This is a genomic window from Flagellimonas flava, from assembly GCF_050617915.1.
Lineage (GTDB): Bacteria > Bacteroidota > Bacteroidia > Flavobacteriales > Flavobacteriaceae > Flagellimonas > Flagellimonas flava_A.
The window spans coordinates 112,480-137,240 of sequence record NZ_JBODQE010000005.1; the positions used below are offsets into that span (position 1 = coordinate 112,480).

Annotated in this window: 21 protein-coding genes; 8 read left to right on the forward strand and 13 right to left on the reverse strand. The window is 43.2% G+C overall.

The window, feature by feature from the left end; genetic code table 11:
* Positions 1–2: 2 nt before the first annotated feature.
* Complete coding sequence (locus ACRHOZ_RS13780; RefSeq protein WP_431126590.1) at positions 3–1,061, forward strand: DUF3078 domain-containing protein; 1,059 nt, start codon at positions 3–5, stop codon at positions 1,059–1,061.
* Here the strand turns inward: ACRHOZ_RS13780 and dgt are convergent.
* The gene (dgt, locus tag ACRHOZ_RS13785; protein WP_431126592.1) at positions 1,058–2,416 is read right to left on the reverse strand and encodes a dGTP triphosphohydrolase; all 1,359 of its coding nucleotides are present in this window, start codon (positions 2,414–2,416) and stop codon (positions 1,058–1,060) included. The two genes, ACRHOZ_RS13780 and dgt, sit on opposite strands and share 4 nt — an antisense overlap.
* 150 nt (positions 2,417–2,566) lie before the next feature.
* Between dgt and ACRHOZ_RS13790 the strand changes: the two genes are divergently transcribed.
* Both ACRHOZ_RS13790 and ACRHOZ_RS13795 read left to right on the forward strand, forming a co-directional pair.
* A complete protein-coding gene (locus tag ACRHOZ_RS13790) occupies positions 2,567–4,843 on the forward strand; it encodes an inorganic phosphate transporter (RefSeq protein WP_431126594.1) in 2,277 nt (758 codons plus the stop codon).
* Between the two features lie 18 nt (positions 4,844–4,861).
* Positions 4,862–5,578, forward strand: coding sequence for a DUF6503 family protein (locus ACRHOZ_RS13795; protein WP_431126596.1), 717 nt, complete (start codon positions 4,862–4,864; stop codon positions 5,576–5,578).
* Positions 5,579–5,580: 2 nt separating this feature from the next.
* Here the strand turns inward: ACRHOZ_RS13795 and nadD are convergent, their stop codons facing one another.
* From nadD to ACRHOZ_RS13825, 6 genes are all read right to left on the reverse strand, one after another.
* Complete coding sequence (gene nadD / locus ACRHOZ_RS13800; protein ID WP_431126598.1) at positions 5,581–6,165, reverse strand: nicotinate (nicotinamide) nucleotide adenylyltransferase; 585 nt, start codon at positions 6,163–6,165, stop codon at positions 5,581–5,583.
* 4 nt (positions 6,166–6,169) lie between these two features.
* A complete protein-coding gene (gene gmk / locus ACRHOZ_RS13805; protein ID WP_431126600.1) occupies positions 6,170–6,769 on the reverse strand; it encodes a guanylate kinase in 600 nt (199 codons plus the stop codon).
* Positions 6,766–7,623 (reverse strand): YicC/YloC family endoribonuclease, encoded by an 858-nt coding sequence (locus tag ACRHOZ_RS13810; protein WP_420401628.1) that lies wholly within the window; start codon positions 7,621–7,623, stop codon positions 6,766–6,768. Before ACRHOZ_RS13810 ends, gmk begins: the two co-directional genes overlap by 4 nt.
* Positions 7,624–7,699: 76 nt before the next feature.
* Positions 7,700–8,458, reverse strand: a complete 759-nt coding sequence (locus ACRHOZ_RS13815; protein WP_431126602.1) for a 3-keto-disaccharide hydrolase — start codon at positions 8,456–8,458, stop codon at positions 7,700–7,702.
* 1 nt (position 8,459) lies between these two features.
* Complete coding sequence (locus ACRHOZ_RS13820) at positions 8,460–9,209, reverse strand: 3-keto-disaccharide hydrolase (RefSeq protein ID WP_431126604.1); 750 nt, start codon at positions 9,207–9,209, stop codon at positions 8,460–8,462.
* Entirely contained in the window at positions 9,206–10,258 is a 1,053-nt protein-coding gene (locus ACRHOZ_RS13825) for a sugar phosphate isomerase/epimerase family protein (RefSeq protein ID WP_431126606.1), read from the reverse strand. Before ACRHOZ_RS13825 ends, ACRHOZ_RS13820 begins: the two co-directional genes overlap by 4 nt.
* 143 nt (positions 10,259–10,401) lie before the next feature.
* On the opposite strand from ACRHOZ_RS13825, the gene ACRHOZ_RS13830 reads away from it, so the two are divergent.
* Together ACRHOZ_RS13830 and ACRHOZ_RS13835 are read left to right on the forward strand one after the other, a co-directional pair.
* Positions 10,402–12,105 (forward strand): GMC oxidoreductase, encoded by a 1,704-nt coding sequence (locus tag ACRHOZ_RS13830; RefSeq protein ID WP_431126608.1) that lies wholly within the window; start codon positions 10,402–10,404, stop codon positions 12,103–12,105.
* Positions 12,106–12,114: 9 nt separating this feature from the next.
* Positions 12,115–12,579 carry an ASCH domain-containing protein gene (locus ACRHOZ_RS13835; RefSeq protein WP_420401623.1) on the forward strand — a complete coding sequence of 155 codons (465 nt, stop codon included), beginning with the start codon at positions 12,115–12,117 and terminating at the stop codon, positions 12,577–12,579.
* Between the two features lie 51 nt (positions 12,580–12,630).
* Here ACRHOZ_RS13835 and ACRHOZ_RS13840 read toward each other — a convergent pair whose 3' ends face one another.
* From ACRHOZ_RS13840 to ACRHOZ_RS13860, 5 genes are read right to left on the reverse strand one after another with little or no spacing between them, the layout of a single operon-like run.
* Entirely contained in the window at positions 12,631–13,767 is a 1,137-nt protein-coding gene (locus ACRHOZ_RS13840; protein ID WP_431126611.1) for a Gfo/Idh/MocA family protein, read from the reverse strand.
* Between the two features lie 18 nt (positions 13,768–13,785).
* The gene (locus ACRHOZ_RS13845; protein ID WP_431126613.1) at positions 13,786–15,006 is read right to left on the reverse strand and encodes an MFS transporter; all 1,221 of its coding nucleotides are present in this window, start codon (positions 15,004–15,006) and stop codon (positions 13,786–13,788) included.
* 22 nt (positions 15,007–15,028) lie between these two features.
* A complete protein-coding gene (locus ACRHOZ_RS13850) occupies positions 15,029–16,258 on the reverse strand; it encodes an MFS transporter (RefSeq protein WP_431126615.1) in 1,230 nt (409 codons plus the stop codon).
* A 7-nt stretch (positions 16,259–16,265) separates the two neighbouring features.
* Positions 16,266–16,709 carry a DinB family protein gene (locus ACRHOZ_RS13855; protein ID WP_431126617.1) on the reverse strand — a complete coding sequence of 148 codons (444 nt, stop codon included), beginning with the start codon at positions 16,707–16,709 and terminating at the stop codon, positions 16,266–16,268.
* 21 nt (positions 16,710–16,730) lie between these two features.
* Positions 16,731–17,714: a sugar phosphate isomerase/epimerase family protein gene (locus tag ACRHOZ_RS13860; protein ID WP_431126619.1), complete on the reverse strand. Its 984-nt coding sequence runs from the start codon at positions 17,712–17,714 to the stop codon at positions 16,731–16,733.
* Positions 17,715–17,850: 136 nt separating this feature from the next.
* On the opposite strand from ACRHOZ_RS13860, the gene ACRHOZ_RS13865 reads away from it, so the two are divergent.
* From ACRHOZ_RS13865 to ACRHOZ_RS13875, 3 genes are all read left to right on the forward strand, one after another.
* Positions 17,851–19,569, forward strand: coding sequence for a GMC oxidoreductase (locus ACRHOZ_RS13865; RefSeq protein WP_431126621.1), 1,719 nt, complete (start codon positions 17,851–17,853; stop codon positions 19,567–19,569).
* Positions 19,569–20,219, forward strand: coding sequence for a gluconate 2-dehydrogenase subunit 3 family protein (locus ACRHOZ_RS13870; protein ID WP_431126623.1), 651 nt, complete (start codon positions 19,569–19,571; stop codon positions 20,217–20,219). The genes ACRHOZ_RS13865 and ACRHOZ_RS13870 overlap by 1 nt, the downstream gene beginning before the upstream one ends.
* Positions 20,220–20,424: 205 nt before the next feature.
* Entirely contained in the window at positions 20,425–21,966 is a 1,542-nt protein-coding gene (locus ACRHOZ_RS13875) for a Kelch repeat-containing protein (protein ID WP_431126625.1), read from the forward strand.
* Between the two features lie 299 nt (positions 21,967–22,265).
* Here the strand turns inward: ACRHOZ_RS13875 and ACRHOZ_RS13880 are convergent, their stop codons facing one another.
* Complete coding sequence (locus tag ACRHOZ_RS13880) at positions 22,266–24,743, reverse strand: ribonucleoside-diphosphate reductase subunit alpha (RefSeq protein WP_431126627.1); 2,478 nt, start codon at positions 24,741–24,743, stop codon at positions 22,266–22,268.
* Between the last annotated feature and the right edge of the window lie 18 nt (positions 24,744–24,761).

A 24,761-nucleotide genomic window follows, 5' to 3' on the forward strand; every position in this document is an offset into this window, starting at 1 on the left:
AAATGCGATCAACCCTTTTACTGTTTTTATTCTTTACATTATCCTTTTCCATCAGTGCACAAGTAAATTCTTTAAATGTATTCGAAAGAGACTCCGTTGAACCTGGTTTTCAGGTGGTAAAAATCAAGGATGTCAAATTGAAATACCTTACTAGGGCGGCCAAACTTACCGACCCGAGAACACCTTTGAACCGTGTAAAACCCCTGCTTAAAAAGTTCAAGAAATTTGTCCCCCAGTCCTTTTGGGCCAAGACCAATGAACTGGGCATCAATCTTAATGAAGTGGCCTTTGTAAATTGGAATGCAGGAGGCGACAATTCCGTTTCGGCATTGGCCAATGCACGGTTTACGCGAAACTATAAATTTAGATACCTCAATTGGAACAATGAATTAAGGCTGCGATACGGACTAAATGCCCAAGAAGGGCGACAGCTAAGGAAAACTGATGATCAGATCAGGATTGCTTCAACCTTTGGTTTTAGAAAGGACACCATCACCAATTGGTACTATTCTGTAAAGGCCAGCTTTAACACACAGTTTTCCAACGGTTACAAATATCCCAACAGAACCAACCCCATTTCCCGTTTTATGGCACCTGGCTACTTGTTCCTTGGTGCGGGAACCTCCTATATTCCCGATGGGAAGAAATTCAATTTGTACATTTCCCCAATTACCCAAAAGGCAACTTTTGTTCTGGACGAAGAGCTTTCCAACCAAGGTGTTTTTGGAGTTGAGGCAGGGGAGAACACTTTTATGGAGTTTGGATTTTTGGTGACCAATTCCTGGGAAACGGAAGTGCTCAAGAATGTATTGATGAATCATCGTGTCAGCCTTTACAGCGATTATATTGAAAGTTTTGGCAATGTGGATGTGGATTGGGAACTCAACTTTAATCTCACGGTAAATAAATACATCAAAGCCAATATTGGAACACATGTGATCTTTGATGACGACATTAAGTTTGATGAGGTGGCGGACGCCGATGGAAACATTATAGACCCTGGAATTCCTAGAATCCAATTCAAACAATTGTTAGGGGTTGGGCTCAACTACGCCTTCTAGAATTCTTTCCCCATAAGTTTGTTGTGCAGGTGCACCGCCGCACTGTCCGATAAACTGGCCACATAACAACTGGTGTCCAATAGGATTTTGTAGACCGATGCATCGGTGTTGGTATAATTTTCCGGAAGACTCTTGATCAACAGTTTATCGTAATTGGTCCCTTTGCCATTCTTAATATTGAACAAGGCCGTTGTGTAGATATCCAGAATGTCGGAAATAATCCGATACCCTGCCAATTCCTTGTCTATAACTTCTTGGGATTGATAAACTTTTTCAACACTCAATTTAATGATGTCATCTATTTGGGCTTGATACTTTCCCTTATCCAGCAAGGCAGACGCAAAGCCCCCACCCATAATGTCATCAGAGTGTTTGTCAAAGACTTCTACGGCATCACTGATCAGGGTGTTGATGGCCAAGGCCCGTAAATAACTCAATCTGTCACTAGAACTGGCAATGGCATTGTATTTTTTGGTATTGATATTGTCCTTCACCAAATTAATGAGATATTCCAAGGCGTATTCTTCAGGAATAAGGCCAAGATTGATCCCATCCTCAAAGTCAATGATGGTATAACAAATATCATCCGCAGCCTCTACCAAATAGGTCAAGGGATGTCTATAGAAACCAATATCAGGATGGCTCGGGTTTTTAACCAACCCGATTTCCTCTACCACCTCCAAAAAAATGTCTTTTTCCGATTGAAAGAACCCAAACTTTTTGTCAGCGATATGCTTTGAAGGTTTTTTGGGCAACGATCCCTTGGGGTATTTCATAAAAGCTCCCAAGGTTCCATAGCTTAAACGAAGTCCACCTGGAATTCCTTCTTTGGATTCTGTAAGCAACTTAAATCCGTTGGCGTTGCCTTCAAAGTCAACCAAATCTTGATATTGATTCTCCTTTAAATAGCTTTTGAACGCCTTTCCGTTCCCTTGCGCAAAGAAATTGCCAATGGATTTTTCACCACTATGTCCAAAAGGCGGATTTCCAATATCATGGGCCAACGCCGCCGCAGCGACTATGGCTCCAAAATCATTGAATTGATATCCATGTATCTCGGTCAAATAGGGATTTTTGGCCAAGATTCGTTGCCCGGCAACCCGGCCCAAACTCCTCCCTACTACCGAAACTTCCAAACTATGTGTCAACCTTGTATGTACAAAAGCCTTTTTAGATCCAACACTTATGGGCATGGGAACAACTTGGGTCTTGTCCTGGAGACTTCGGAACGCCGAAGAGAAAATGATTCGGTCATAATCCACCTCAAAACCCAATCGGGTTTCATTTTGCTCCTTTCGCAATCTTTTATGGGTATCTCCTTGCCTTTTTAGAGACAATAATTGTTCCCAATCCATAGGTGATTTAGTTTTGGACGAAGATATGTCAAAAGACATAGCCCAACTCGGAAAACCCCATATATTTGCATGATTTGTTACGTGATTTGGTAACACTTTGGTAACTTCATTTCGAATTTATAATGGCATTTTTGCCATATTTCTTTTTTGATGGGGGAGAACATCTATATTTTCATGGTTATTGCTTTGGGAATCTTGGCAATTACCGATTTGGTAGTGGGTGTCAGCAACGATGCCGTTAACTTCTTAAACTCCGCAATCGGGTCCAAGGCCATATCCTTTAAGACCATTATGATCATTGCAAGTGTTGGTATCGCCTTTGGCGCCATGTCTTCCAGCGGAATGATGGAAGTGGCCAGAAAGGGAATCTTTAATCCGGGGGAATTTGTATTTGAGGAAATCATGTTCATTTTCATGGCAGTCATGATCACGGATATTCTGCTACTGGATTTTTTCAACACCTTGGGCATGCCTACCTCGACCACGGTATCCATAGTTTTTGAACTCTTGGGTGCCTCTGTTGCCATTTCCTTGGTGAAAATCATCAATGTGGATGGTACTTTCTCGGATTTGGGAGCTTATATCAACACGGATAAGGCAGCCCAGATTATTTTCGGGATACTATTATCGGTCTTTATAGCCTTTACCGTAGGAGCCATTATTCAATTTATATCACGGCTCTTAATTTCATTTGACTTTAAGTCCAAACCGAAATGGGTAGAGTCCATTTATGGTGGATTGGCTATCTCCGCCATTATTTACTTCATCTTGGTGAAGGGATTGAAAAGCGCCGCACTGTTCAACGATTCCGTTTCGGATTTTGTAGCCCAACAGCCCTTTTTGTTCATCTTGGCCAATATCATTATTTGGAGTTTCATCTCTTACATCTTGGCGGTTTTTCTAAGATGGAATATCTATAAAATCGTAATTGCTTTTGGAACTTTTGCATTGGCCATGGCCTTTGCAGGTAATGATCTTGTCAATTTTATTGGTGTTCCGATTGCTGCATTACAGTCATTTCAAGATTGGCAAATATCTGGGATTGCCCCCAATGAATTTAACATGAGTGGCCTGTCGGCTGCGGTTCAAACGCCAACTTTACTATTGCTGTTGTCTGGAGGCATCATGGTAATCACCCTTTGGTTTTCTTCCAAAGCCAAAAGCGTTGTTAAAACCAGTGTGGACCTTTCCCGACAGGATGAGGGCGAGGAGCGTTTCCAGCCCAATTATCTTTCAAGGCAATTGGTAAAATTCAGTATTACTGCCTTTTCCAATTTAGGCAAGGTTGTACCTCCCTCCATACAAAAAAGGGTGGACAAACAATTTGTGCTTCCCAATACTTATGTACCCAAAACCAAGGTGCAAGATCAACCTGCATTTGACCTCATCAGGGCGTCTGTGAATCTTATGGTGGCCAGTGTTTTGATTTCCATTGCCACATCCATGAAACTTCCGCTGTCAACAACCTATGTGACTTTTATGGTGGCCATGGGAACCTCTTTGGCGGACCGGGCATGGGGCGCGGAAAGTGCAGTGTATAGGGTCGCAGGGGTATTGAATGTGATCGGAGGTTGGTTCTTTACGGCCCTTAGTGCTTTTGTGGCAGCAGCCATAATCGCTTACATCCTCCACTTGGGCGGATTTGTGGCGCTGATTGTTTTGCTACTTTTTGCTGCCGTGATCCTTCTTCGCAACTATTTGTCACATAATAGGAAAACCAAGGAAATCAAAGCAGAGGATAGTCTTCGTAGGGCCGAAAGCAGTTCCATTCAAGGGGTCATTGAGGAAAGTGCCAGTAACATTGCCAACGTAATCAAAAGGACCAATAAAATCTATACCAATTCCATAAATGGGTTGGCAAAACAAGATTTGGAACTTTTAAAGAAAAACAAGAAACAGGGCGCCAAACTTTCGTCCGAAATAGAAGATCTCAGAAATCATCTTTTCTTCTTTATCAAGAATCTGGATGAGGCCAATGTAGGGGCAAGTAATTTTTACATTAATACTTTGACCCACTTAACTGACATGTCCCAATCCTTGGAATACATTGGGAAAGTGAGTCATAAACATGTGAACAACAACCACAAAAAGTTAAAATACAATCAAATCAAGGAGCTAAAAGAACTTGATTACAAGATTGATGCACTTTTTGAACAAGGGTATAAAATATTTGAGAATCGATCCTTTGAGGACATTCAGCGAGTCTTGGAAACCCGAGAGGAACTCTTCAATTTGGTATCAGACAAAATAGCCCGACAGATATCAAGAACAAGAACAGAGGAATCGAGTCCCAAGAACACTACACTTTACTTTTCCCTATTGACCGAGAGCAAGGATCTAATAGAAGTCATCTATGAGCTTTTGGAGCTCTACTTTGTGGAACATGACAGTTCCGTGGAGCCTGCCCGTATCCCCGGTTCCGAGTAATTTAATTAACTTGCCCGTATGCGTTATCTTACTTTTATACTGACCTTGCTGGTCTGCAATGTGCTTCAGGCCCAAACAGCCCTGCCTGCCGAGGAATTACTGGAAAGAACTATCAATTTTCATGACCCGCAAGGGCAATGGTCCACTTTTAACAGTGAGTTTGTGGTGCGCATGGAAACGCCTAAATCGGAGGATCGCATCAGTGTAATTTCACTAAATGTTCCCAAACAACAATTTGGGCTGATGGTGGAGCAAAATGGAAACCAATTTGGTTTTAAGTTTGACAAACAGCAATGTACCACCACTTTAAACGGTAGTTCAGAAATATCCGAGGAGCAACGGAAAGAATTTCGTTTGACCTGTGATCGTGGCAAAATCATGCGCGATTATTACACCTACCTCTATGGGTTGCCCATGAAAATCAAAGATCCTGGCGCCGTACTGGACAACAAGGTCCAAACCAAAACGTTCAAGGGGAAGGAATATCTGGTCTTAAAGGTCAGTTATGAAGAAGGTGTGGGCAACGATGTCTGGTATTTCTATTTTGATCCCAAAACCTACGCCATGGAGGTCTATCAATTTTACCATGATGAATCCAAGGGCGATGGAGAATATATTTTACTGCAAGGTTTGGAGGAGGTCAATGGTATTAAAATGCCCAAAACCAGAGCTTGGTACTACAACAAGGATGACAAATATCTAGGTACGGATATCCTATCAAACAAGGCCGAATAGGTTTATCGATAAAAGTTCATTTCATCCATATACTTCCAAACCGCTTCAGGAAGCAAGGCTCTAATATTTTTTCCTTCTTGATGTGATTTGCGTATAAAGGTGGAGGAGATTTCCATAATAGGGGCATTCACCCTATGAATTTTTGGATGTTCTTTAAATTGGTGTTCCAAAGTACCTTCCGAAATTCTGGGATACACATAAATGGAATGATTTTCCAATATAGTCTCGTAGTTTTTCCATTTATGGAAACTCTTAAGATTGTCCTCGCCCATAATCAGGGAAAACTGATGCTCCTTTCCAAATTGTTCCTCCAGATGAACCAATGTATTGACCGTATAGTTGGGTTGTGGGAGGTTGAATTCAATTGTGCTGGGTTTCAACTTCGGATAATCCTGGACTGCTTCATAGACCATCTGATATCTGTGGTGGTCATCCAAAAGCGTTTGCTTGGCCTTAAACGGACTTTGTGGGGTAATCACAAACCAAACCTCATCCAAAGAGGAAAACTCCACCATATGGTTGGCAATGGCCAAATGGCCTATATGAATGGGGTTGAACGTACCAAAGTAAAGTCCTACCTGTTTCATCTTTCTATTTTTCCTCGAAATCTGGAATTTCAGCTCCAACAAATTCCGCTACCAGCTTGTGGGATTCTTGAAGTGCCACGTCAAGGTCATAGTTCTTGATTACCTTGTCAAACTGAGGTGCAGTGGCCAATTCCACCGAAGCTTTGGCCACACGCATATTTATTTTGTCGTCACTTTCAGTGCTTCGCTTTTTAAGGCGAATCTTAAGTTCATCAACACTCGGTGGTTTTACAAAAACCGCCAAGGTTTCTTCAGGAAACTTCTTTTTGATTCGTAGTCCCCCTACCACATCGATATCAAAAATCACATTTTTTCCTTCGGCCCATAATCGCTCCACCTCACTGTTCAAAGTGCCATAGAAATTATCTCGGTACACTTCTTCCCATTCCAGGAAGTCGCCATTTTTTATGTGTTTTTTAAACTCTGAAATAGAGATGAAGTAATAGTTCTCCCCATCTTTCTCATCGCCACGTTGTGGCCTGGATGTAGCTGAAACCGAAAAGGCCAAATTGAGCTCCGGTTGTTTCAAAAGATGTCTAACAATGGTGGTTTTTCCACTGCCCGAAGGGGCTGAAAAGATAATGAGCTTCCCTCCTTTTTTCATAGCACATTCAACATTTGTTCCTTGATCTTTTCCAATTCATCCTTCATTTGCACCACCAATTGTTGCATAGGCGCATAATTGGCCTTGGAACCAATGGTATTGATTTCGCGGCCTATTTCCTGGGCAATAAATCCTAGCTTTTTGCCATTGGAGTCATTGGACTTCAAGGTGGTCTCAAAATATTTTAAATGGTTGTCCAACCGTACCTTTTCTTCCGTAATATCATACTTCTCCAAGTAGTAGATCAATTCCTGCTCAAAGCGATTGGCATCCACCTCAACTGTCAAATCGGAAACGGCCTTTTCCAAACGTTCCCTAACCGTGTTCAATCGTTCGGGATCCATTTCCCTTACTTTTTGCAATAACTGATTCAAGCCGTCCAATCGAGACAAAAAATCTTTTTCCAACACTTTGCCCTCCTCGCTTCTAAACTTGGATATTTCGGACAGGGCCTGCTTCATCGCCTTGACAATTTCCTCATACTCTGCCGGGTCAATATCGTTCTTTTCTGTTTTTAGGGTATCGGGCATTCTCAGGGCAAGTTCCAACAATTTGAGGTCATCCCCTTCGGTAATATTGGACAATTGCTGCATGTATTTCTTAACCACGCCTTGGTTCACCTCTGCCGTGGTCTCCTCTCCAGTGATTTCAACATAAAGTCCCAGATCAACCTTGCCACGCACCAGCACATCTGCAATCATCTTTCTCAATTCCAGTTCTTTCTCCCTATACGATTGTGGAATCCTGGCATTGATGTCCAGGTTTTTGCTGTTGAGGGATTTGATCTCGATGGTCACTTTTTTGGAAGGAAGTTGCACCACGTGCTTTCCAAAACCAGTCATGGATTGAATCATATGGGATGGTTAAATTTTGGCAAAGGTAACCAAAATAGGATTTGGCCTCTTCTGCGAAAACAATAGATTGAGTATCCTAGTCCAGTTCCCGAACCCAGATATTTCTATAGCTTACCCTGCTATTGTCCCTATGATCCTGTAGCATCAAGGGTCTCTTTCCATGTGATTTGTACCGAGGCCAACCGATATATTCAGAAGGACCTTCAATCTCAAAATGATCTTGGATCAAAACGCCATTATGCAACACCGTAATAGTGGCAGGAGCAACTATGTTTCCGCCCCTACTGAATTTTGGAGCGTGATAGATAATATCATAGGTGTTCCATTCCCCAGAGGGCACGGACGCCATGGCCAAGGGAACCGATTGCTTGTAGATGGATCCTACCTGCCCATTCACATAGGTGCCATTATCGTTGTTATCCAACACCTGTACCTCGTAAAGCCCTTGGAGAAAAACACCGCTATTGGCTCGGTTTTGTCCAGACATTTGAACCTCCTTTGGGGACTTCCATTCAATATGAAGCTGCATGCTCCCAAAATTTTGTTTGGTCTGAATGTTTCCTGTTTTGTCTTTGACAGTCATGCTGCCGTCCCTGTTCAAATGCCATTTTACCGCTGTACTATCAGCAGTGCTGACCCAATGGTCAAAATCCTTCCCATTGAAAAGCACAATGGCATCACTAGGCGGTGCTCCATCCGATCCAGGAGTAACCCTTGGGGGTACCGGTTCATACGTTTCTGTAGCTTCGGGTTGTGTAGGTCCATTTACTTGTCCAAACACCGAGCTTGCCGTCAAAAGAACTGACAAGGCAAATACATAAGATTTTAAGGGCATACTAAAGCTCTTTGATTTTAATGTTTCTGTAAGACACCATATCCTGGTGATCTTGCAATCCAATTTTTCCGGTTTTATAGGCTCCAAATCCTTCCCAGTCGGCAAACTTGGAATCTGCAACCATGGCATCCCATTCATCGCCATGAACAGGGAACTCTACAATTTTTTCTCCATTGAGCATCACATGTCCATTATTTGTCTCATGGTTGATCATTAACTCAACATGATTCCATTCCCCGGCAGGCTTAACCGTTTTTTTGGAAGGTGCAATCATATCATAAAGTGATCCAGCCTGGTGGGTGGTCCCATTTTTGGCATCGGGATGCCTTTCATCATCCAACACCTGGATTTCAGGCCCGGTTAAATACGGTTGTCCATATTCACTACTTTCATAAATCCCCCAAAAAATGCCACTGTTGCCCCCTTCAGAAATCTTCCACTCCAAAGACAACACAAAATTGGTGAATTCCTTGTCTGTGACAATATTGTAGTATTCTCCTTCCTCTCTTTCCTCGGGTGGGTAAAACACCATGTTCCCATCTTCCAATTTCCAAGGCTCGTCAATTTCTCCCGAATTATATAAGTGCCATCCGTTAAAGGAGGAACCATCAAACAAGGTAACCCATCCGTCATCTTCCTTGTCCATTTGTGTTTCGGTTTCCTGTGGTGTTTCTTCCTTAGGTTCGTCTTTGGCTTTCTCCTTACATGCAAAGAGCACGGCCACCAAGGCCAACAAGGTCAATTTTTTCATAATCCCAATATTCTTTTAAGTTTTTCTTTATCTGTTGCAGCACCTGCAAAATCATCAAAGGTTTTGGTGGTGGCCTCTATAATATGATCCTGAATGAAGATTGCCCCCTCACGTGCTCCTTGTTCAGGACTTTTAATAACGCATTCCCATTCCATTACCGCCCAAACATCGCAACCGTATTGCGTTAGTTTGGAAAAGATGGTCTTGAAGTCGATTTGACCATCTCCCAACGAACGGTATCTTCCTGCCCGGTCGCCCCAGTCATTGTAACCTCCGAAGGCACCTTTCTTTCCGGTTGGATTGAACTCTGAATCCTTGACGTGGAAAGATTTGATGAATTCGTGGTAGTGGTCTATGTAGGTGATGTAATCCAACTGCTGCAACACAAAGTGACTTGGATCGTATAGAATATTTACCCTTTTATGGTTTCCAGTGGCTTCCAAAAAGCGTTCAAAGGTGTCTCCATCATGCAAATCCTCTCCTGGGTGAATCTCATAGCAAATATCTACACCTTCTTCATCAAAGTGGTTCAAAATGGGCATCCATCTTTTGGCCAGTTCCTCAAAACCCATTTCCACCAAACCTGGAGGTCGCTGCGGCCAAGGATGCCAGGTATGCCAAAGTAACGCTCCCGAGAATGTGGCGTGGGCCTTAATTCCCAACCTTCTGCTTGCCGTTGCCGCCTTTTTTACCGTCTCTACAGCCCATTCGGTTCTTGCCTTTGGGTTATTTTTTACGGCATCTGGCGCAAAATTATCGAACATGATATCATAGGCCGGATGTACCGCCACCAACTGTCCTTGCAAATGGGTGGAAAGTTCCGTGATTTCCAAACCATAGGAATTGATCTTACCCTTAAGTTCATCACAATAGTCTTGGCTTTCCGCAGCTTTATCCAAATCAATCAGAAAGGGTACCCAAGTGGGAATTTGAACCCCTTTGTATCCCAAATCCGAAGCCCATTTACATAATCCGTCCAAGGAATTGAAAGGGGCTTGGTCATCCACAAATTGGGCTAAAAATACTGCAGGTCCTTTAATTGTTTTCATTTAAAATGCTTTGCTAAGAATTGTTTGTTCGTTAATTTTTTATGATTTATCTCCTATTTTTAAGAAAAAACCAAGGATGTTTTTATCTTCCGTAGCAGAAGTTATAAATATAGGGATTAGCCAACAATAAAAACAGCACAATTGTGAACGAAAATGTGGTTTATGACGCCATAGTGGTAGGAACCGGAATCACTGGAGGTTGGGCGGCCAAGGAGCTTTGCGAAAATGGCCTTAAGACCCTTGTGCTGGAACGAGGCCCCATGGTCAAACATATTGAGGATTACAAGACCATGAACTGGGATGCCTGGGACATGCCCTATAATGGTGAACTTTCCTTGGAAGACAAGAAAAAATACCCCAAGCAACTTCGCGTGGGCTGGGCCCCCAAGGATGACGTCAAGCATTTTTTTGTGAACGATTTGGAGCACCCCTATCAGGAAACCAAGCGTTTTGACTGGATCAGGGGTTACCATGTAGGTGGCAGATCTATAACCTGGGGCAAACAAAGTTATCGTTGGAGCGATATTGATTTTGAGGCCAACAAGAAAGATGGACATGGGGTGGACTGGCCTGTTCGGTACAAGGATATTTCCCCTTGGTATGACAAGGTGGAAACCTATATAGGAGTGAGTGGGCAAAATTTAGGGCTCAAACAGTTGCCTGATGGTAAATTTCAACCCCCCATGGAACTGAATTGTGTGGAAAAGGAGCTTCAGGCATCCATGAAAACCGGTTTTGAAGATAATAGGCTCTTGACCATTGGAAGAGTTGCCCATATTACAGATAAGACTGCCCAGTTTGAAGGCCGTACAGTTTGCCAATATAGAAATCGATGTTGGAGGGGCTGTCCTTTTGGAGGGTACTTTAGCAGTAATTCATCCACACTGCCGGCAGCAGAACGCACCGGCAATATGACCTTACGCCCCAACTCCATTGTGCATGAAGTCATTTATGACGAGAACAAAAAAATGGCCACTGGAGTAAGGGTGATTGATGCAGAAACCCATGAGAAATTGGAGTTTAAAGGGAAAATAGTCTTCCTCTGTGCTTCTGCCATGGCCTCCGTTGGAATTTTGTTGCAATCCAAATCCAAAACATTCCCCAATGGAATGGGTAACAATTATGATCAAGTGGGTCGTAATATTATGGATCACCATTACCAATTGGGAGCTTCCGCCAAGGTAGATGGTCATTTGGACAAGTACTATAAAGGAAGAAGACCCAACGGTTTTTATATTCCCCGATTTGTCAATCTGGATGCCAAAACCAAGCGCGAAGGTTTCTTGCGCGGCTTTGGCTATCAAGGTGGGGCTGGAAGAAATAATTGGTCTGAAATGGTAGCCGAAATGGGTTATGGCGCGTCCCTAAAACAAGCTATTTTAAAGCCGGGAGGATGGCAAATAGGCATGACAGGTTTTGGAGAAATGCTTCCGTACCCAGACAACCGTGTGTCCTTGAGCAAGGACAAAAAGGATCAATGGGGATTGCCCCAACTGGATTTTGACGTGGAGTTCAAGGAGAACGAGCTTAAAATGCGGGAAACCATCAAAGAAGAAGCAGTTGCCATGCTCAAAGTGGCTGGTTTTCGGGATGTTAAGGCATACGAAAATGAAACAGGTCCAGGTCTTGGCATTCACGAGATGGGTGGAGCACCCATGGGCCACAACCCAAAAACATCGGTGTTGAACAGACACAATCAAGTGCACGATGTCCCCAATGTTTATGTGACAGATGGGGCTTTCATGACCTCTGCAAGCTGTGTAAATCCATCGTTGACCTATATGGCCTTTACGGCCAGGGCTGCAAATCATGCAGCGGAACAGTTTAAACAAAATAAATTTTCTTAAATACCTACTATGGAAAATGCTTCAGCTAGAAACTTATGGGGCGATTTTCTGGACGCCCATCTAGAATTCGCCGATGAAGATGCACCAAGGGTAATCCATTTTTGCGACAATGAAAAGGATTCCAATACCTGTGCCGAATTGGTCTGCAAAGACATCAAACGTGCCACCTCACATTCCTTGTTGGGGCTTCAATACAGGAAGGAAATCCTGCCAAAAATTGGTGACTTTGCCGTGGTTACGGACTGGGCCGGAAAAGCAAAATGCGTGATAAGAACCACCTCTGTGAAATTGGTTCCTTACTTTGCCATCCATGCAGAGCATGCACGTTTGGAAGGGGAAGGTGACAAAAGCTTGGAACATTGGAAAAAAACCCATTGGGATTATTACACACGGGAACTCTCCGAATTCAACCGTACGCCTCGAGAAAGTATGATCGTGGTCTTTGAACGTTTTGAAAAGGTCTTTCAAAGATAATGGCCGCAAAAAGCGGCCATTAAGTATCCTTTTATAAGTTGGGATTGCTCCTTAATCCAATTCTACCCAAACATTCCCTTGTTTGTGGGAAGCAACGGTGCTTTCAATAAAGTTCATTCCTCGAACTCCATCTCTCATGGTAGGGAATTCTCCATCATTGTAGTTCTCTCCGCGAATGGCCCTGGCAGCTCCCAAGTAAATATTGGCCATGGAATCAAAAATACCTTCTGGATGCCCTGCGGGTATCTTGGAAGCATTTAAGGAAAGTTCGGAATTGTACGCATGTCCAGGTTTGTACACCTGTAGCGGTTCTGTATCGCTCATCTTATACAGGAAATTGGGCTTTTCCTGCTCCCATCTAAAGGCGCCTTTTTCTCCATAAATGGCAATGGCCAATCCGTTTTCTTCTCCTGTCGCCACTTGGCTCGCCCGCACCACTCCTTTTACATGTTTGTCCATTCGGATCAACACTGTGCCGTCCACATCCATTAGGTTGTCATCGTATAGATAGTTGAAATCGCACAGAACGGATTTAATCTTTAGTCCAGTTGTGTATTCAATCAGATTGGATGCATGGACTCCGATATCCCCAATACAAGAACTGATTCCAGCCTTGGCGGGATCCAAACGCCATACGGTTTTCCGTTTTTCTGGATCGTGAATAACAGTATTGATCCATCCTTGATAGTAGCGTGCATCCACTTTATGGATTTTTCCCAAAGCACCTGCCTTGATCATTTCACGCATCTGACGTACCATGGGATAACCTGTGTACGTATGCGTCAGGGCAAACACTTTTCCAGATTTTTCGTGGACTTCTTGAAGGGTCTTGGCCTCCTCGTAATCCATGGTCATCGGCTTTTCACAGATGACATGAAATCCATTTTCCAACAGTTTTTTGGCCATGGGGAAGTGCAAGAAATTGGGAGTCAGAACAGAGCAGACTTCAATACGCTCGTCCTCAGGAAGTTTTAGCTCCTCCTCTACCAAAGTGTCAAAATCCTTATAAATACGATCGGTTGGTACATCAATCTCTTTTGCAAAAGCCAAATTTTGCTCAAAGTCCGGATTGAAAACCGCCCCTACAATTTCATAATTGTCATTGATAAATGAGGCTACTCTATGCAGCACTCCAATGAGGGAATCTCCTCCACCTCCAATAATTCCTAATCTAATTTTTTTTGGCATTGATATTATATTTATGATTTAGTGTTCTTGTTTCAATCGCTGTTCTTCTAGCTTCTTCCGCATTAGAAACAAAATTCCGAAGAGCCCTATCAGTATTACGGGAAGCCACATAATGTTTCCAAGGGTTGCCTGGCCTGCTACCAGATCTGCGGCTTCGGGTGAGACTCCAGATTCCAAGGCCTGGGTTCTTTGTTGATCCAACATCTGGCCAATTTTCGGGAGGGATATTCCCGTAATCAGCATTCCGAACCCTCCTATAATTGACATCCCCAGAGCACCTGTTTTATGATTATACTCGCTTACGAATCCAATCATGGTTGGCCAGAAGTACATCACTCCCACTGAAAACAATATGGCAGCCACATACACCATAGCGCCAGTTGCACTGGAAAGTAAAAACAGGGCGATCGAAGCAATTATAGCCGATCCGAAAAGCACGCCAATAGGGTTAAACTTGTGAACAATAGGGCCTGCAAAATACCTACCCACAGCCATCAATCCTGTTACAATGGCCAAAATGATAAGCGGAGGTGCTCCTGCCTGTCCAAGCAGTCTTTCAATAAACTGCCCGGTACCTAGTTCCGTAGTTGCAGTTAGGCCCATACAAATAAGCATGAAAATAAACAGAGGGGTAAACATGGACTTCATATTCTGACCAATATTGGCCTCAATATTTTCGGCTTTCGGGAATTTTTGACCCAGAATGAGGTATCCGTAAATCAAGGTAGGTACGATCATGATGGCAATTTGAATCTGCCAGGACAGTCCCATATTTCCCATAAGCTCGCCCAACAAAGCTCCAATAACAATTCCCCCTGGGAACCAAACGTGGAATTTGTTCAACATGGTAGTTCGGTTGGTAGTATACATATCAGCGATAAGCGGGTTACAAGCTGCCTCCACTGCGCCGTTGGCCAAACCAATAAAGAAGGTTGACACAAGAAGCGGAATAAAGCTCTTCGACGTTATCGTCAATATCAATCCTAGCAAGTGGCATATAAAGGCCACCCAGAGGATGGGTTTTGGTCCTATTTTAGGGTAAATAAGACCCCCTATGATCATGGATACTGGAAACCCATAAAAAGCCATGGAGTTCATCCACCCCAATTGGGTGTCGTTAAAGCCGAATTCGACATTAAGTTCACCCATAATTCCTGCCCTAAGGGCAAAGGTCATGGCTGTAACTATCAGTGATACACATGAGGCCAAGAAAAGCCTATTCTTGTTTATATTTTCCATGGTAATTCTATATTGGTTGTTTTTAGGTTTTATATTCTATATTTTCATTTTTGAACAAAAGGGCAAAGACTATAAATACTGCCAAGGCAAAAATGGCGGGGTAAATCCACACTTTTTCCCACAATGCGGTTCCATCAAGCTGAACAAATTCGTCATATATTTTTCCTGCCACCCAAAAGCCGATCAGCATCCCAACCCCATAGGTGGCCAAGGTAATCAATCCCTGAGCGGCACTCTTATATCTTTCCCCGGCCTTGGAATCGGTATAAATCTGACCGGAAACAAAGAAGAAATCATAACAGATACCATGCAATGCAATTCCAAGGATTAGCATGAAGAACAATTCACCCGAGTCCCCAAAACTGAACAACAGATATCTCAGGGTCCATGCCAGCATCCCTACCAAAATGGTTTTCTTAAATCCATACTTTCTGAAAAAGAATGGCAAGAGCAGCATGAAGAAGATTTCTGAAAATTGACCCAGGGAAGCCCACGCGGTTGAATTCTCCACATTGGATTCTGTCAAGAAAGTACCGATATGCTGATAATAAAATGCTAATGGGATACATATTAAAATGGATGAAATAAAGAACACCAAAAAGTTTTTGTCCTTTAATAGCTGGAGGGCATCCAAGCCCAACAGTTGTCCAATGCTCCTTTTATCATCCTTGCTAACCGTGGGTGGTGTTTTGGGTAAGGTAAAACTGAATATACCCAATACCGCCGAAGCGACGGACACCATCAAGAAGGTATTCTTTAAGAAACCGGCTTCAATATTCTCTATAGCATCCCATTTAAAGGCCAAACTTATGATCCAGCCTGCCAAAATCCAACCTGCAGTACCGAATACCCTTACCAAAGGGAATTCTTTGGATGGGTTTTTCATTTGGTTAAAGGCCACAGAATTTACCAAGGCCAAAGTGGGCATATATAATATCATGTAACCCAACACATAAGGATAGAAAGCGGCAAAGTTTTCCGACCCATACATTAGGTACATCAGTCCAGCACCAACCAAATGTAGCACTCCCAAAATTCGCTCCGCATTAAAAAAGCGATCTGCGATCAATCCAATAATAAAAGGTGCAATTATTGCTCCCCAGGATTGTGTGGAATATGCCATCGCCGTCTCGGCTCCGGATGCATTCAAATTATTGCCCAAAAATGGTCCCAGGGTAACAAACCAGCCTCCCCAAATGAAGAACTCCAAAAACATCATGGCGGACAACTGGAACTTTACTTTTGAACTCATAAGGGGGTTATCTTTTATAAAAAATGTAATCCAAAGGTTCGGGTTCAATGCCCGAGTTCCTGAAATCCGTCAAAATCTGGCCCCTATGATGGGTAGAATGGTTGATGATATGAAACAGGATATCTTTTAGGTCATTGGCATAAGTCCTCCCCTGACTATTTTCATAATCAATTCTTCTATTGAAATCCTCGGTGTTCCTAATGATTTCAAAAGAGGTACGCTGATTCTCATAATGAAGGTCTCCCCACTCTTCCAAGGAGTGCAACTGCCATACCGTATATTCTGATGGCTTGCCTATAATTCTATGGTTCCAGATATGGTGGGCGTTCAAAATATGGCTGAACAGTTGCATACTTTTTTCAGGAACCTTTCCCATAGCGGAACATTGCTCAATGAGCTTTTTGTTGCTATAAAAATTGTAATCAAAAAGTTGCTGTAGAAATCCCTTCATAGGCCTGAGGTTTGGTAAGGACTACTTCATCAATTTACGCAATAAGTCTCGAGTAGCAATAATCCCATCCTCCTCACTTAGCTCGCTTCCTTCGTATTCCACTCCAATATAACCAGAGTATCCCGCATCCTTTACAATCTTGAGCATGCGTCCATAATCTGAATGGATCTCATTGCCATTTTCATCAAAATCATGGGATTTGGCACTAACCGCCTTGGCATAGGGCATTATTTCTTCCATTCCCTTGTACCTGTCATACCACTCAAGACACTCGGGCCATTCTCCCCAAGTAATACAGAAGTTGCCAAAATCCGGGAGGGTACCACAGTTGTCCATATTTACCGTTTTAAATACATTGGCCAACATTGCTCCATTGGAGGACAGCCCTCCGTGGTTTTCCACCAAGATGTTAATGTTCTTGTCTTTGGCATAAGTGGATAGTTTGGTCAATCCGTCTACCGAGGCAGCGGTCCATTCATCAGGGTCTTGGGTACCGCTTAGGTTTACCCTTATGGAATGACATCCCAATGCAGCGGCGGCATCTACCCATTTATAATGGTTTTCCACTGCAGCATTGCGTTCGGCTTCATCCGGGGTGGCCAAATCTCCTTGACCGTCAATCATGATAATCAGATTTTCCAAACCGTGTTTTTTACTTTCAGCAAGGCTTTTATCCACAAAGCTCTTCATGGCCGCCTCTGAGAAATTATCCTTCTCCAATTCTGGATAGTACAATCCGCTTACATATTCCAATCCTTCAAATTCCCAGGCTTTGGCTTTTTCGGCAAAGGTGTATGGGTCTACCCCATCTTCCCGTATCATCTTGTGCATGGACCATTGGGCCAACGATATTTTGAAATTGGGTTCGGTGCTCATTTGAACTTCTTCAACAGTTTCGGAAGCTACTTCTTCCTGTTTCTTGTTTTGCTTACAAGCCACGGCGCTAGCAAGCAATAAAACAATCACAAATTTGGTACTGAAATGTTTTAAATTTCTTCTTTTCATAAGGGTTGATCAACTTAAATTAAATGGAATTTAAAAACTACAACGTTATAGTAGTGAATTCTCAATAAACATAAGGATTAAATGTAGAAAATTAATTTAATAATTAATACTTTTAGGAAATAAACAATCCTTATTGATGAGTAAATTTTATTATAACGAAGAGCAGGAATCATACGATGCCATTGTAGTAGGAACGGGCATTAGTGGTGGTTGGGCTGCTAAAGAACTGTGCGAAAATGGACTGAAGACCTTGGTGCTGGAACGCGGTAGAATGGTCAAGCACCGAGAGGACTATCCAACGGCAAATTTGGATCCCTGGGACTTGCCCAATAATGGGGAACCCACAAGAGAGGACATTGCCAAACAGGAAAAACAAAACCGGACTGGCTATACGGTTAAAACTCCTTCCAAACATTGGTTTGTTGATGATCTAAAACACCCCTATAACGAAACCAAGCGTTTTGATTGGATGCGTGGTTACCATGTGGGTGGACGTTCCATTATGTGGGGACGTCATAGTTACCGTTGGAGCGACCTGGATTTTGAGGCCAACAGAAAAGATGGCATTGCCGTGGACTGGCCTGTTCGCTATAAAGATATTGCTCCTTGGTATGATAGGGTTGAGAGTTATATAGGAGTTACCGGTGAAAAATTGGGACTTCCGCAACTTCCAGACGGGCAGTTTGAGCCCATGATGGAGTTGAACTGTGTGGAACAACATGTTAGGGATAAAGTCTACGAACATTTTGATGGCCGTGTAATTACTGCCGGTCGTGTGGCACATATAAATAGTAACAAGAAATTTGAGGGAGACGGAAGAACACGTTGCCAATTCCGTAACCGTTGTATAAGAGGGTGTCCTTTTGGGGCTTACTTTAGTAGTGTGTCCTCCACCCTACCTGCTGCCGAAAGAACAGGGAACATGACGCTACGTCCGGATTCCATTGTTCACGAAGTAATTTACGATCCGGATACCAAAAAGGCCACGGGTGTAAAAGTCATTGATCGGGAGACCAAGGAAGAGTTTGAGTTCAAGGCAAAAGTGATTTTCCTTTGTGCTTCTGCCATTGCTTCCACATCCATTTTGATGCAATCCAAGTCCGATAGGTTTGAGAATGGTCTTGGAAATGACTCCGATCAATTGGGAAGAAACATCATGGACCACCATTTGGGCGTAGGTGCCGGTGGAAAGTTGGATGGATACGATGACAAATATTATAAGGGAAGAAAGCCAAATGGTATTTACCTACCTCGATTTAGAAACTTGGGCGGTAGTTCCAATACAGATAAGTTTATTCGAGGATATGGGTATCAAGGAGGTGCAAGCCGAGGCAATTGGGAAGATGTAATTTCCGAAGTGTCCCATGGAAAAGACCTTAAGGATGCCATCCTCAAGCCAGGAGGCTGGACCTTTGGAATGGGTGGTTTTGGTGAAGTGCTTCCGTACGAGGACAACCGCATGACCCTGGATTATGACAAGTTGGACGAATGGGGCTTGCCTACCGTTACCTTCGATGCCGAGTTCAAGGAAAATGAATGGAACATGCGCGAGGATATGAAAAACCAAGCGGTGGATATGCTTGAAAAAGCAGGCTTAAGAGACGTTCAACCTTTTGACAGACCTGGAGCCCTTGGTTTGGGTATCCACGAAATGGGAACTGCCAGAATGGGAAGGGATAGAAAAACTTCCGTACTTAATGGCTTTAACCAAGTGCATGATTGTAAGAATGTTTACGTCACCGACGGGGCCTTTATGACCTCTGCCAGTTGTGTTAACCCATCATTGACCTATATGGCCTTTACGGCAAGAGCTGCCAACCATGCAGCAGAAGAACTTAAAAAAGGAAATTTATAATGGAAAGAAGAGTAGCATTAAAAAATATGGGGCTTGTCTTTGGTTATGCCGTGGCCACCCCTACCCTTTTAGGAATTGTACAAAGCTGTCAAGGTAAAAAAGTCCTGGACTGGAATCCCAATTTCTTTTCCAAAGATGAAGGAACTGTTGTTCATACCTTGTTGGACATCTTGTTACCAAAGACCGACACGCCATCGGCCACTGATGTGAATGTGCATGTGTTTATAGATACGTTTGCCAATGAGGTACTTCCCGAAGAGCAACAAGCTTTTCTAAAAATGTGCATGGGCAAGTTTACCGATAAGGTCTTGGCCGACACCCAAAAAGAATCTTTGGCAGATTTGGATGCAGAGGATTTAGAGCCCGTCTTTGCCACTTATTTGAAAAAGCAGACCGATGAGGTGGAAGAAGCGCATGGAGAGGCACTACAGGCTTATTTTGAAGCCGTAGAGGAAAATGGAAGTGCTGTGTTGGATGATGAGATTGCTAGATACCAATTTGCCACCAACTTGCGTAATAGTGCCATTTGGGCCTATAAAAACAGTGAGTTTGTTGGTGAGGAGGTTTTGGCCTACTTGCCAGTACCTGGAGAATATATTGGTTGTGGGGATTTGGAAACCTTGACCCAAGGCAGAGCCTGGTCGTTGTAACTTAATTCCTTTCCAGAAGATAAAAAGCCGCTTAAAGCGGCTTTTTTTGTATTCATTGTCAAGATTGACCTTCTAAAAATCCAGAAATCCAACAATCCACATATCCAAAACACCCATCCGTCAATCCAAAAGGGCTGTCCGTCAATTGAGTAGGTTTTTTTAGGCCATTATAGGCTTCCTTTAAAAAGAACCCAAATAACTTGCCATGAAAAAACGTTACCTACTTTTTATCTGCACTGCGACCTTTCTGTTTCTTAATTGCAAAAAAGATGATGGTTCTCTTCCTGTGGATGATAATCCATCGGAAGAGGTTGAAAATCCAGAAACGGACATCTTTGACTTTTCTCCCGCACTTGGGGGATGGGGTACCAAAGTAACCATCAGGGGGGAGAATTTTGATCCCTTACCTGAAGGAAACCAAGTCCAGTTCAATGGGAGGATGGCAGAAGTAGAAAGTGCATCCGAGACTACTTTAGTAGCAATTGTTCCCGAAGATGCCACTACAGGAAAAATAAGCCTTTTTGCCCTTGGGTATGATTATACCTCCTTTCAAGATTTTACGGTTTTGCTTCCGCCTCCCATTATAAATGATTTTGAACCCAAGGAGGGCGTGGAAGGCGATGAGGTGACCATTACTGGTGACCACTTTGGGGATAATCCCAGTGCTGTGGATGTGCTCTTCCATGGTGCCGAAACTCCGGCCGAGTTAAAGAGTTTTTCAGATACCAAAATTGTTGTTAGGGTGCCAGATGGGTATAAAGGTCCTATACAAATGAGGGTGAAAGACCAATACACTATTTCAGAAGATGAATTCACCTATTTACCTTGGCGAAGAAGAGCAGATTTTGAAGAAGGAAAAAGAAGGTTTGGTATTGCAGAGGCAATAGAGGACAAAATCTATATGGGTTTTGGAAATTATGGTTCAGCCAAAAAAGATCTTTGGGAATATGATCCTGAATTGGATAGCTGGACCCAAATGACAGACTTTCCTGGAGAAGCCCGACATGGCGTTTTTCATTTTGTTATTGATGGGCTTTTATATGTGGGAGGTGGGACCAATGGGACTTCGCAAACAGGGCCCAATGATTTTTACAGTTTTGACCCCGCTACGAATACTTGGACTTCGTTAGGCGATTTTCCAGGGAACCCAAATCAAGTTCGTCGAGCTCCTAGCACTTTTACCATTAATGACAAAGGCTATGTGTATGGAGGCACTAATTTAGGAATTGATCTTTTCTACAACGACCTGTGGGAATATAATCCAACCAACGATTCTTGGGAAGAGAAATCCGGATTTGAAGATATCGGGAGAGCTTCCGCTGTTTCATTCTCGATAGGCAATAAAGGATATATATCAACAGGATTCTATAGTCAAACCCAACTCTTATCAGATATTTGGGAATATAGTCCCCAATCCGATTCATGGACGGAAAAAGAACCTTTACCTGATGGTAATGAAAGATATGGCGCAATAGGGTTTAGTATCAGAAATAAGGGTTATGTTGGATTGGGATTCAACAACAACTATCAGCAACAAGCCAATTTATGGGAATTTGACTCCTCTGATAACTATGGTGAAGGTAGCTGGACATTGAAAACCACATTCTCTAGCAGCTATCGGCAATGGCCTTTTGCAGCAGCCTCGGCTAACGAAAAGGCCTATATTGGGTTAGGCATGGAATATATCAATAATGTTTTTGAGTTTCCTACTGACATTTGGGAATATACCCCAAGGCATGATGAGTAAGATAAAGTCCAAATGCCGTCAGTTCGATTGGATTTTGCCCATGGTAATGGGTAAAATTTGTATCGAGAACAAAGTGGTGCCGCTTCGTCATCAGTTCTCGATACGTCTCGAATCAAATTCGAGCCACTCGAACTGACGTTTGGTTATTCCGGCCAAATAAAAAAGCCGCTTTAAGCGGCTTTTTTTGTTGTTGAATCTTGCAATTCAAGGAAAACACCTCGGAAGTTGTTCGTGTGGGGTGAACTATCCGAGGCATCTAATCAATAAACACTATCACATACTGATACGTTCAGTATTTGTTATGATCCACACATTAAACAGTCATCGTCAGCCTGGCCTTCTTTGGCCCGCGCGATCAATTCCTTCATCTCCTCCGGGGTCATAGGCTGCACATCCACCTCTTGCTGTTCTGCCGGAATGGCTTCCACCTTAAGTTCTTCAGCAGCTTTTGGTGTTGCGGCCAATACTTCAGCTTCCGCGGCTACACTGATTGGCACTTCTTTTTTCTTGGTATTGTCCAAGGTGAACTTAATGGCATCTACAGCTGCCTTGGTTCTGAGATAATACATTCCTGTTTTTAGTCCGCTCTTCCAAGCATAGAAATGCATAGAGGTTAACTTGGAGTAGTTGGCATTTTCCATAAACAAGTTCAAAGACTGGCTTTGGTCAATGAAATAACCACGGTGTCGGCTCATATCTATAATGTCCTTCATGCTGAGCTCCCATACGGTCTTGTACAATTCCTTGATATCATCTGGAATCACATCAATATGTTGTACCGATCCATTGGCACGCATCAATTCTTGCTTTAGATTTTCGTTCCATAGGCCCAGTTTCACCAAATCTTCCAATAGGTGCTTGTTCACCACGATGAACTCGCCAGACAATACCCTTCGGGTATAAATATTGGAGGTATAAGGTTCAAAACACTCATTGTTTCCTAAAATCTGTGAGGTTGAGGCGGTAGGCATAGGTGCTACCAACAAGGAGTTACGCACCCCATGTTTTTTCACATCCTTTCTCAGTTTGGCCCAATCCCATCTTCCGGACAACTCTTCGTCCTTAATGCCCCAAAGGTTGTGCTGGAATTCGCCTTTGGCCATAGGAGAACCTTCGTAGCTGGAATATACGCCATCGGTCTTGGCCTCTTCCATGGAAGCGGTAACCGCAGCAAAGTACAGGGTCTCAAAAATTTCTTGGTTCAATTGCTTGGCCTCATCACTGGTAAAGGGCAAACGAAGCATAATAAAGGTATCTGCCAATCCCTGAACACCTAATCCCACAGGGCGATGTCTCATATTGGAGTTTTCGGCCTCTTTTACCGGATAGTAGTTACGATCAATGACACGGTTCAAGTTCTTGGTCACTCGTTTGGTCACTTTGAAAAGCTCCTTATGATCAAATTTGCCATTCTTTACAAACATGGGGAGGGCAATGGAAGCCAAGTTACATACCGCTACCTCATCTGGAGAGGTATATTCCAAAATCTCCGTGCACAAGTTGGAGGAACGAATGGTTCCCAAATTTTTCTGGTTGCTCTTTCTGTTGGCCGCGTCCTTGTAAAGCATATAAGGAGTTCCTGTTTCAATTTGGGACTCCAAAATCTTTTCCCAAAGATCACGGGCCTTTATGGTCTTGCGTCCTTTTCCTTCAGCTTCATATTTGGTGTACAGCGCTTCAAATTCTTCACTATGGGAATCGAAAAGTCCTGGACACTCGTTAGGGCACATCAACGTCCACTCTCCATCAGCCTCTACTCTTTTCATAAACAAATCCGGAATCCACATGGCATAGAACAAATCCCGCGCACGCATTTCCTCTTTTCCGTGGTTCTTTTTCAAATCCAGGAAATCATAGATATCCGCATGCCAAGGTTCCACATAAATGGCAAAGCTTCCTTTTCGTTTTCCGCCTCCTTGATCCACATAACGGGCCGTATCGTTGTACACCCTAAGCATGGGCACAATTCCATTGGAAGTTCCATTGGTTCCGGCAATATACGATCCAGTGGCCCTAACATTGTGAATAGATAGTCCTATCCCTCCTGCCGACTGGGAAATTTTTGCGGTCTGTTTGAGGGTGTCGTAAATGCCATCAATGCTGTCATCTTTCATTGCCAAAAGGAAACAGGATGACATTTGTGGCTTAGGCGTTCCAGAATTGAACAGGGTAGGTGTTGCATGGGTGAAATACTTTTTGGACATCAGCTCATAGGTCTCGATGGCCGAATCCAAATCATCCAGATGAATTCCAACCGCAACCCGCATCAACATATGCTGAGGGCGTTCTGCGATTTTTCCATTCAACTTGAGCAAGTATGATCGTTCCAAAGTCTTAAAACCGAAATAATCGTAGCCAAAATCCCGGTTGTAAATAATGGTGGAATCCAATTTTTCTGCATTCTCCGAAATCACCTTAAAGACCTCATCAGATAATAATGGGGCTTCCTTTCCAGTTCTTGGATTCACATATTCGTAGAGATCCTTCATGGTCTCGGAGAAGGACTTTTTGGTGTTTTTGTGCAAATTGGAAACCGAGATGCGAGCCGCCAACTTAGCATAATCTGGATGGGTAGTGGTCATAGTTGCCGCAATTTCGGCAGCCAAGTTATCCAGTTCGGATGTGGTTACCCCATCATACAGTCCCTCAATGACCCTCATGGCTACTTTTACCGGATCAACCAGACCGTTGAGGCCATAACAAAGTTTTCTTACTCTGGCCGTGATCTTGTCGAACATCATCGGCTCTTTTCTTCCATCTCTTTTTACTACATACATGTGCTACGATTTTTTTAA

Excerpts from the sequence above, each read along its gene's own strand:
- ACRHOZ_RS13780 (WP_431126590.1), top strand. The coding sequence starts at position 3 with ATGCGATCAACCCTTTTACTGTTTTTATTCTTTACATTATCCTTTTCC.
- dgt (WP_431126592.1), bottom strand. The coding sequence starts at position 2,416 with ATGGATTGGGAACAATTATTGTCTCTAAAAAGGCAAGGAGATACCCAT.
- ACRHOZ_RS13790 (WP_431126594.1), top strand. The coding sequence starts at position 2,567 with ATGGGGGAGAACATCTATATTTTCATGGTTATTGCTTTGGGAATCTTG.
- ACRHOZ_RS13795 (WP_431126596.1), top strand. The coding sequence starts at position 4,862 with ATGCGTTATCTTACTTTTATACTGACCTTGCTGGTCTGCAATGTGCTT.
- nadD (WP_431126598.1), bottom strand. The coding sequence starts at position 6,165 with ATGAAACAGGTAGGACTTTACTTTGGTACGTTCAACCCCATTCATATA.
- gmk (WP_431126600.1), bottom strand. The coding sequence starts at position 6,769 with ATGAAAAAAGGAGGGAAGCTCATTATCTTTTCAGCCCCTTCGGGCAGT.
- ACRHOZ_RS13810 (WP_420401628.1), bottom strand. The coding sequence starts at position 7,623 with ATGATTCAATCCATGACTGGTTTTGGAAAGCACGTGGTGCAACTTCCT.
- ACRHOZ_RS13815 (WP_431126602.1), bottom strand. The coding sequence starts at position 8,458 with ATGCCCTTAAAATCTTATGTATTTGCCTTGTCAGTTCTTTTGACGGCA.
- ACRHOZ_RS13820 (WP_431126604.1), bottom strand. The coding sequence starts at position 9,209 with ATGAAAAAATTGACCTTGTTGGCCTTGGTGGCCGTGCTCTTTGCATGT.
- ACRHOZ_RS13825 (WP_431126606.1), bottom strand. The coding sequence starts at position 10,258 with ATGAAAACAATTAAAGGACCTGCAGTATTTTTAGCCCAATTTGTGGAT.
- ACRHOZ_RS13835 (WP_420401623.1), top strand. The coding sequence starts at position 12,115 with ATGGAAAATGCTTCAGCTAGAAACTTATGGGGCGATTTTCTGGACGCC.
- ACRHOZ_RS13840 (WP_431126611.1), bottom strand. The coding sequence starts at position 13,767 with ATGCCAAAAAAAATTAGATTAGGAATTATTGGAGGTGGAGGAGATTCC.
- ACRHOZ_RS13845 (WP_431126613.1), bottom strand. The coding sequence starts at position 15,006 with ATGGAAAATATAAACAAGAATAGGCTTTTCTTGGCCTCATGTGTATCA.
- ACRHOZ_RS13850 (WP_431126615.1), bottom strand. The coding sequence starts at position 16,258 with ATGAGTTCAAAAGTAAAGTTCCAGTTGTCCGCCATGATGTTTTTGGAG.
- ACRHOZ_RS13855 (WP_431126617.1), bottom strand. The coding sequence starts at position 16,709 with ATGAAGGGATTTCTACAGCAACTTTTTGATTACAATTTTTATAGCAAC.
- ACRHOZ_RS13860 (WP_431126619.1), bottom strand. The coding sequence starts at position 17,714 with ATGAAAAGAAGAAATTTAAAACATTTCAGTACCAAATTTGTGATTGTT.
- ACRHOZ_RS13865 (WP_431126621.1), top strand. The coding sequence starts at position 17,851 with ATGAGTAAATTTTATTATAACGAAGAGCAGGAATCATACGATGCCATT.
- ACRHOZ_RS13870 (WP_431126623.1), top strand. The coding sequence starts at position 19,569 with ATGGAAAGAAGAGTAGCATTAAAAAATATGGGGCTTGTCTTTGGTTAT.
- ACRHOZ_RS13875 (WP_431126625.1), top strand. The coding sequence starts at position 20,425 with ATGAAAAAACGTTACCTACTTTTTATCTGCACTGCGACCTTTCTGTTT.
- ACRHOZ_RS13880 (WP_431126627.1), bottom strand. The coding sequence starts at position 24,743 with ATGTATGTAGTAAAAAGAGATGGAAGAAAAGAGCCGATGATGTTCGAC.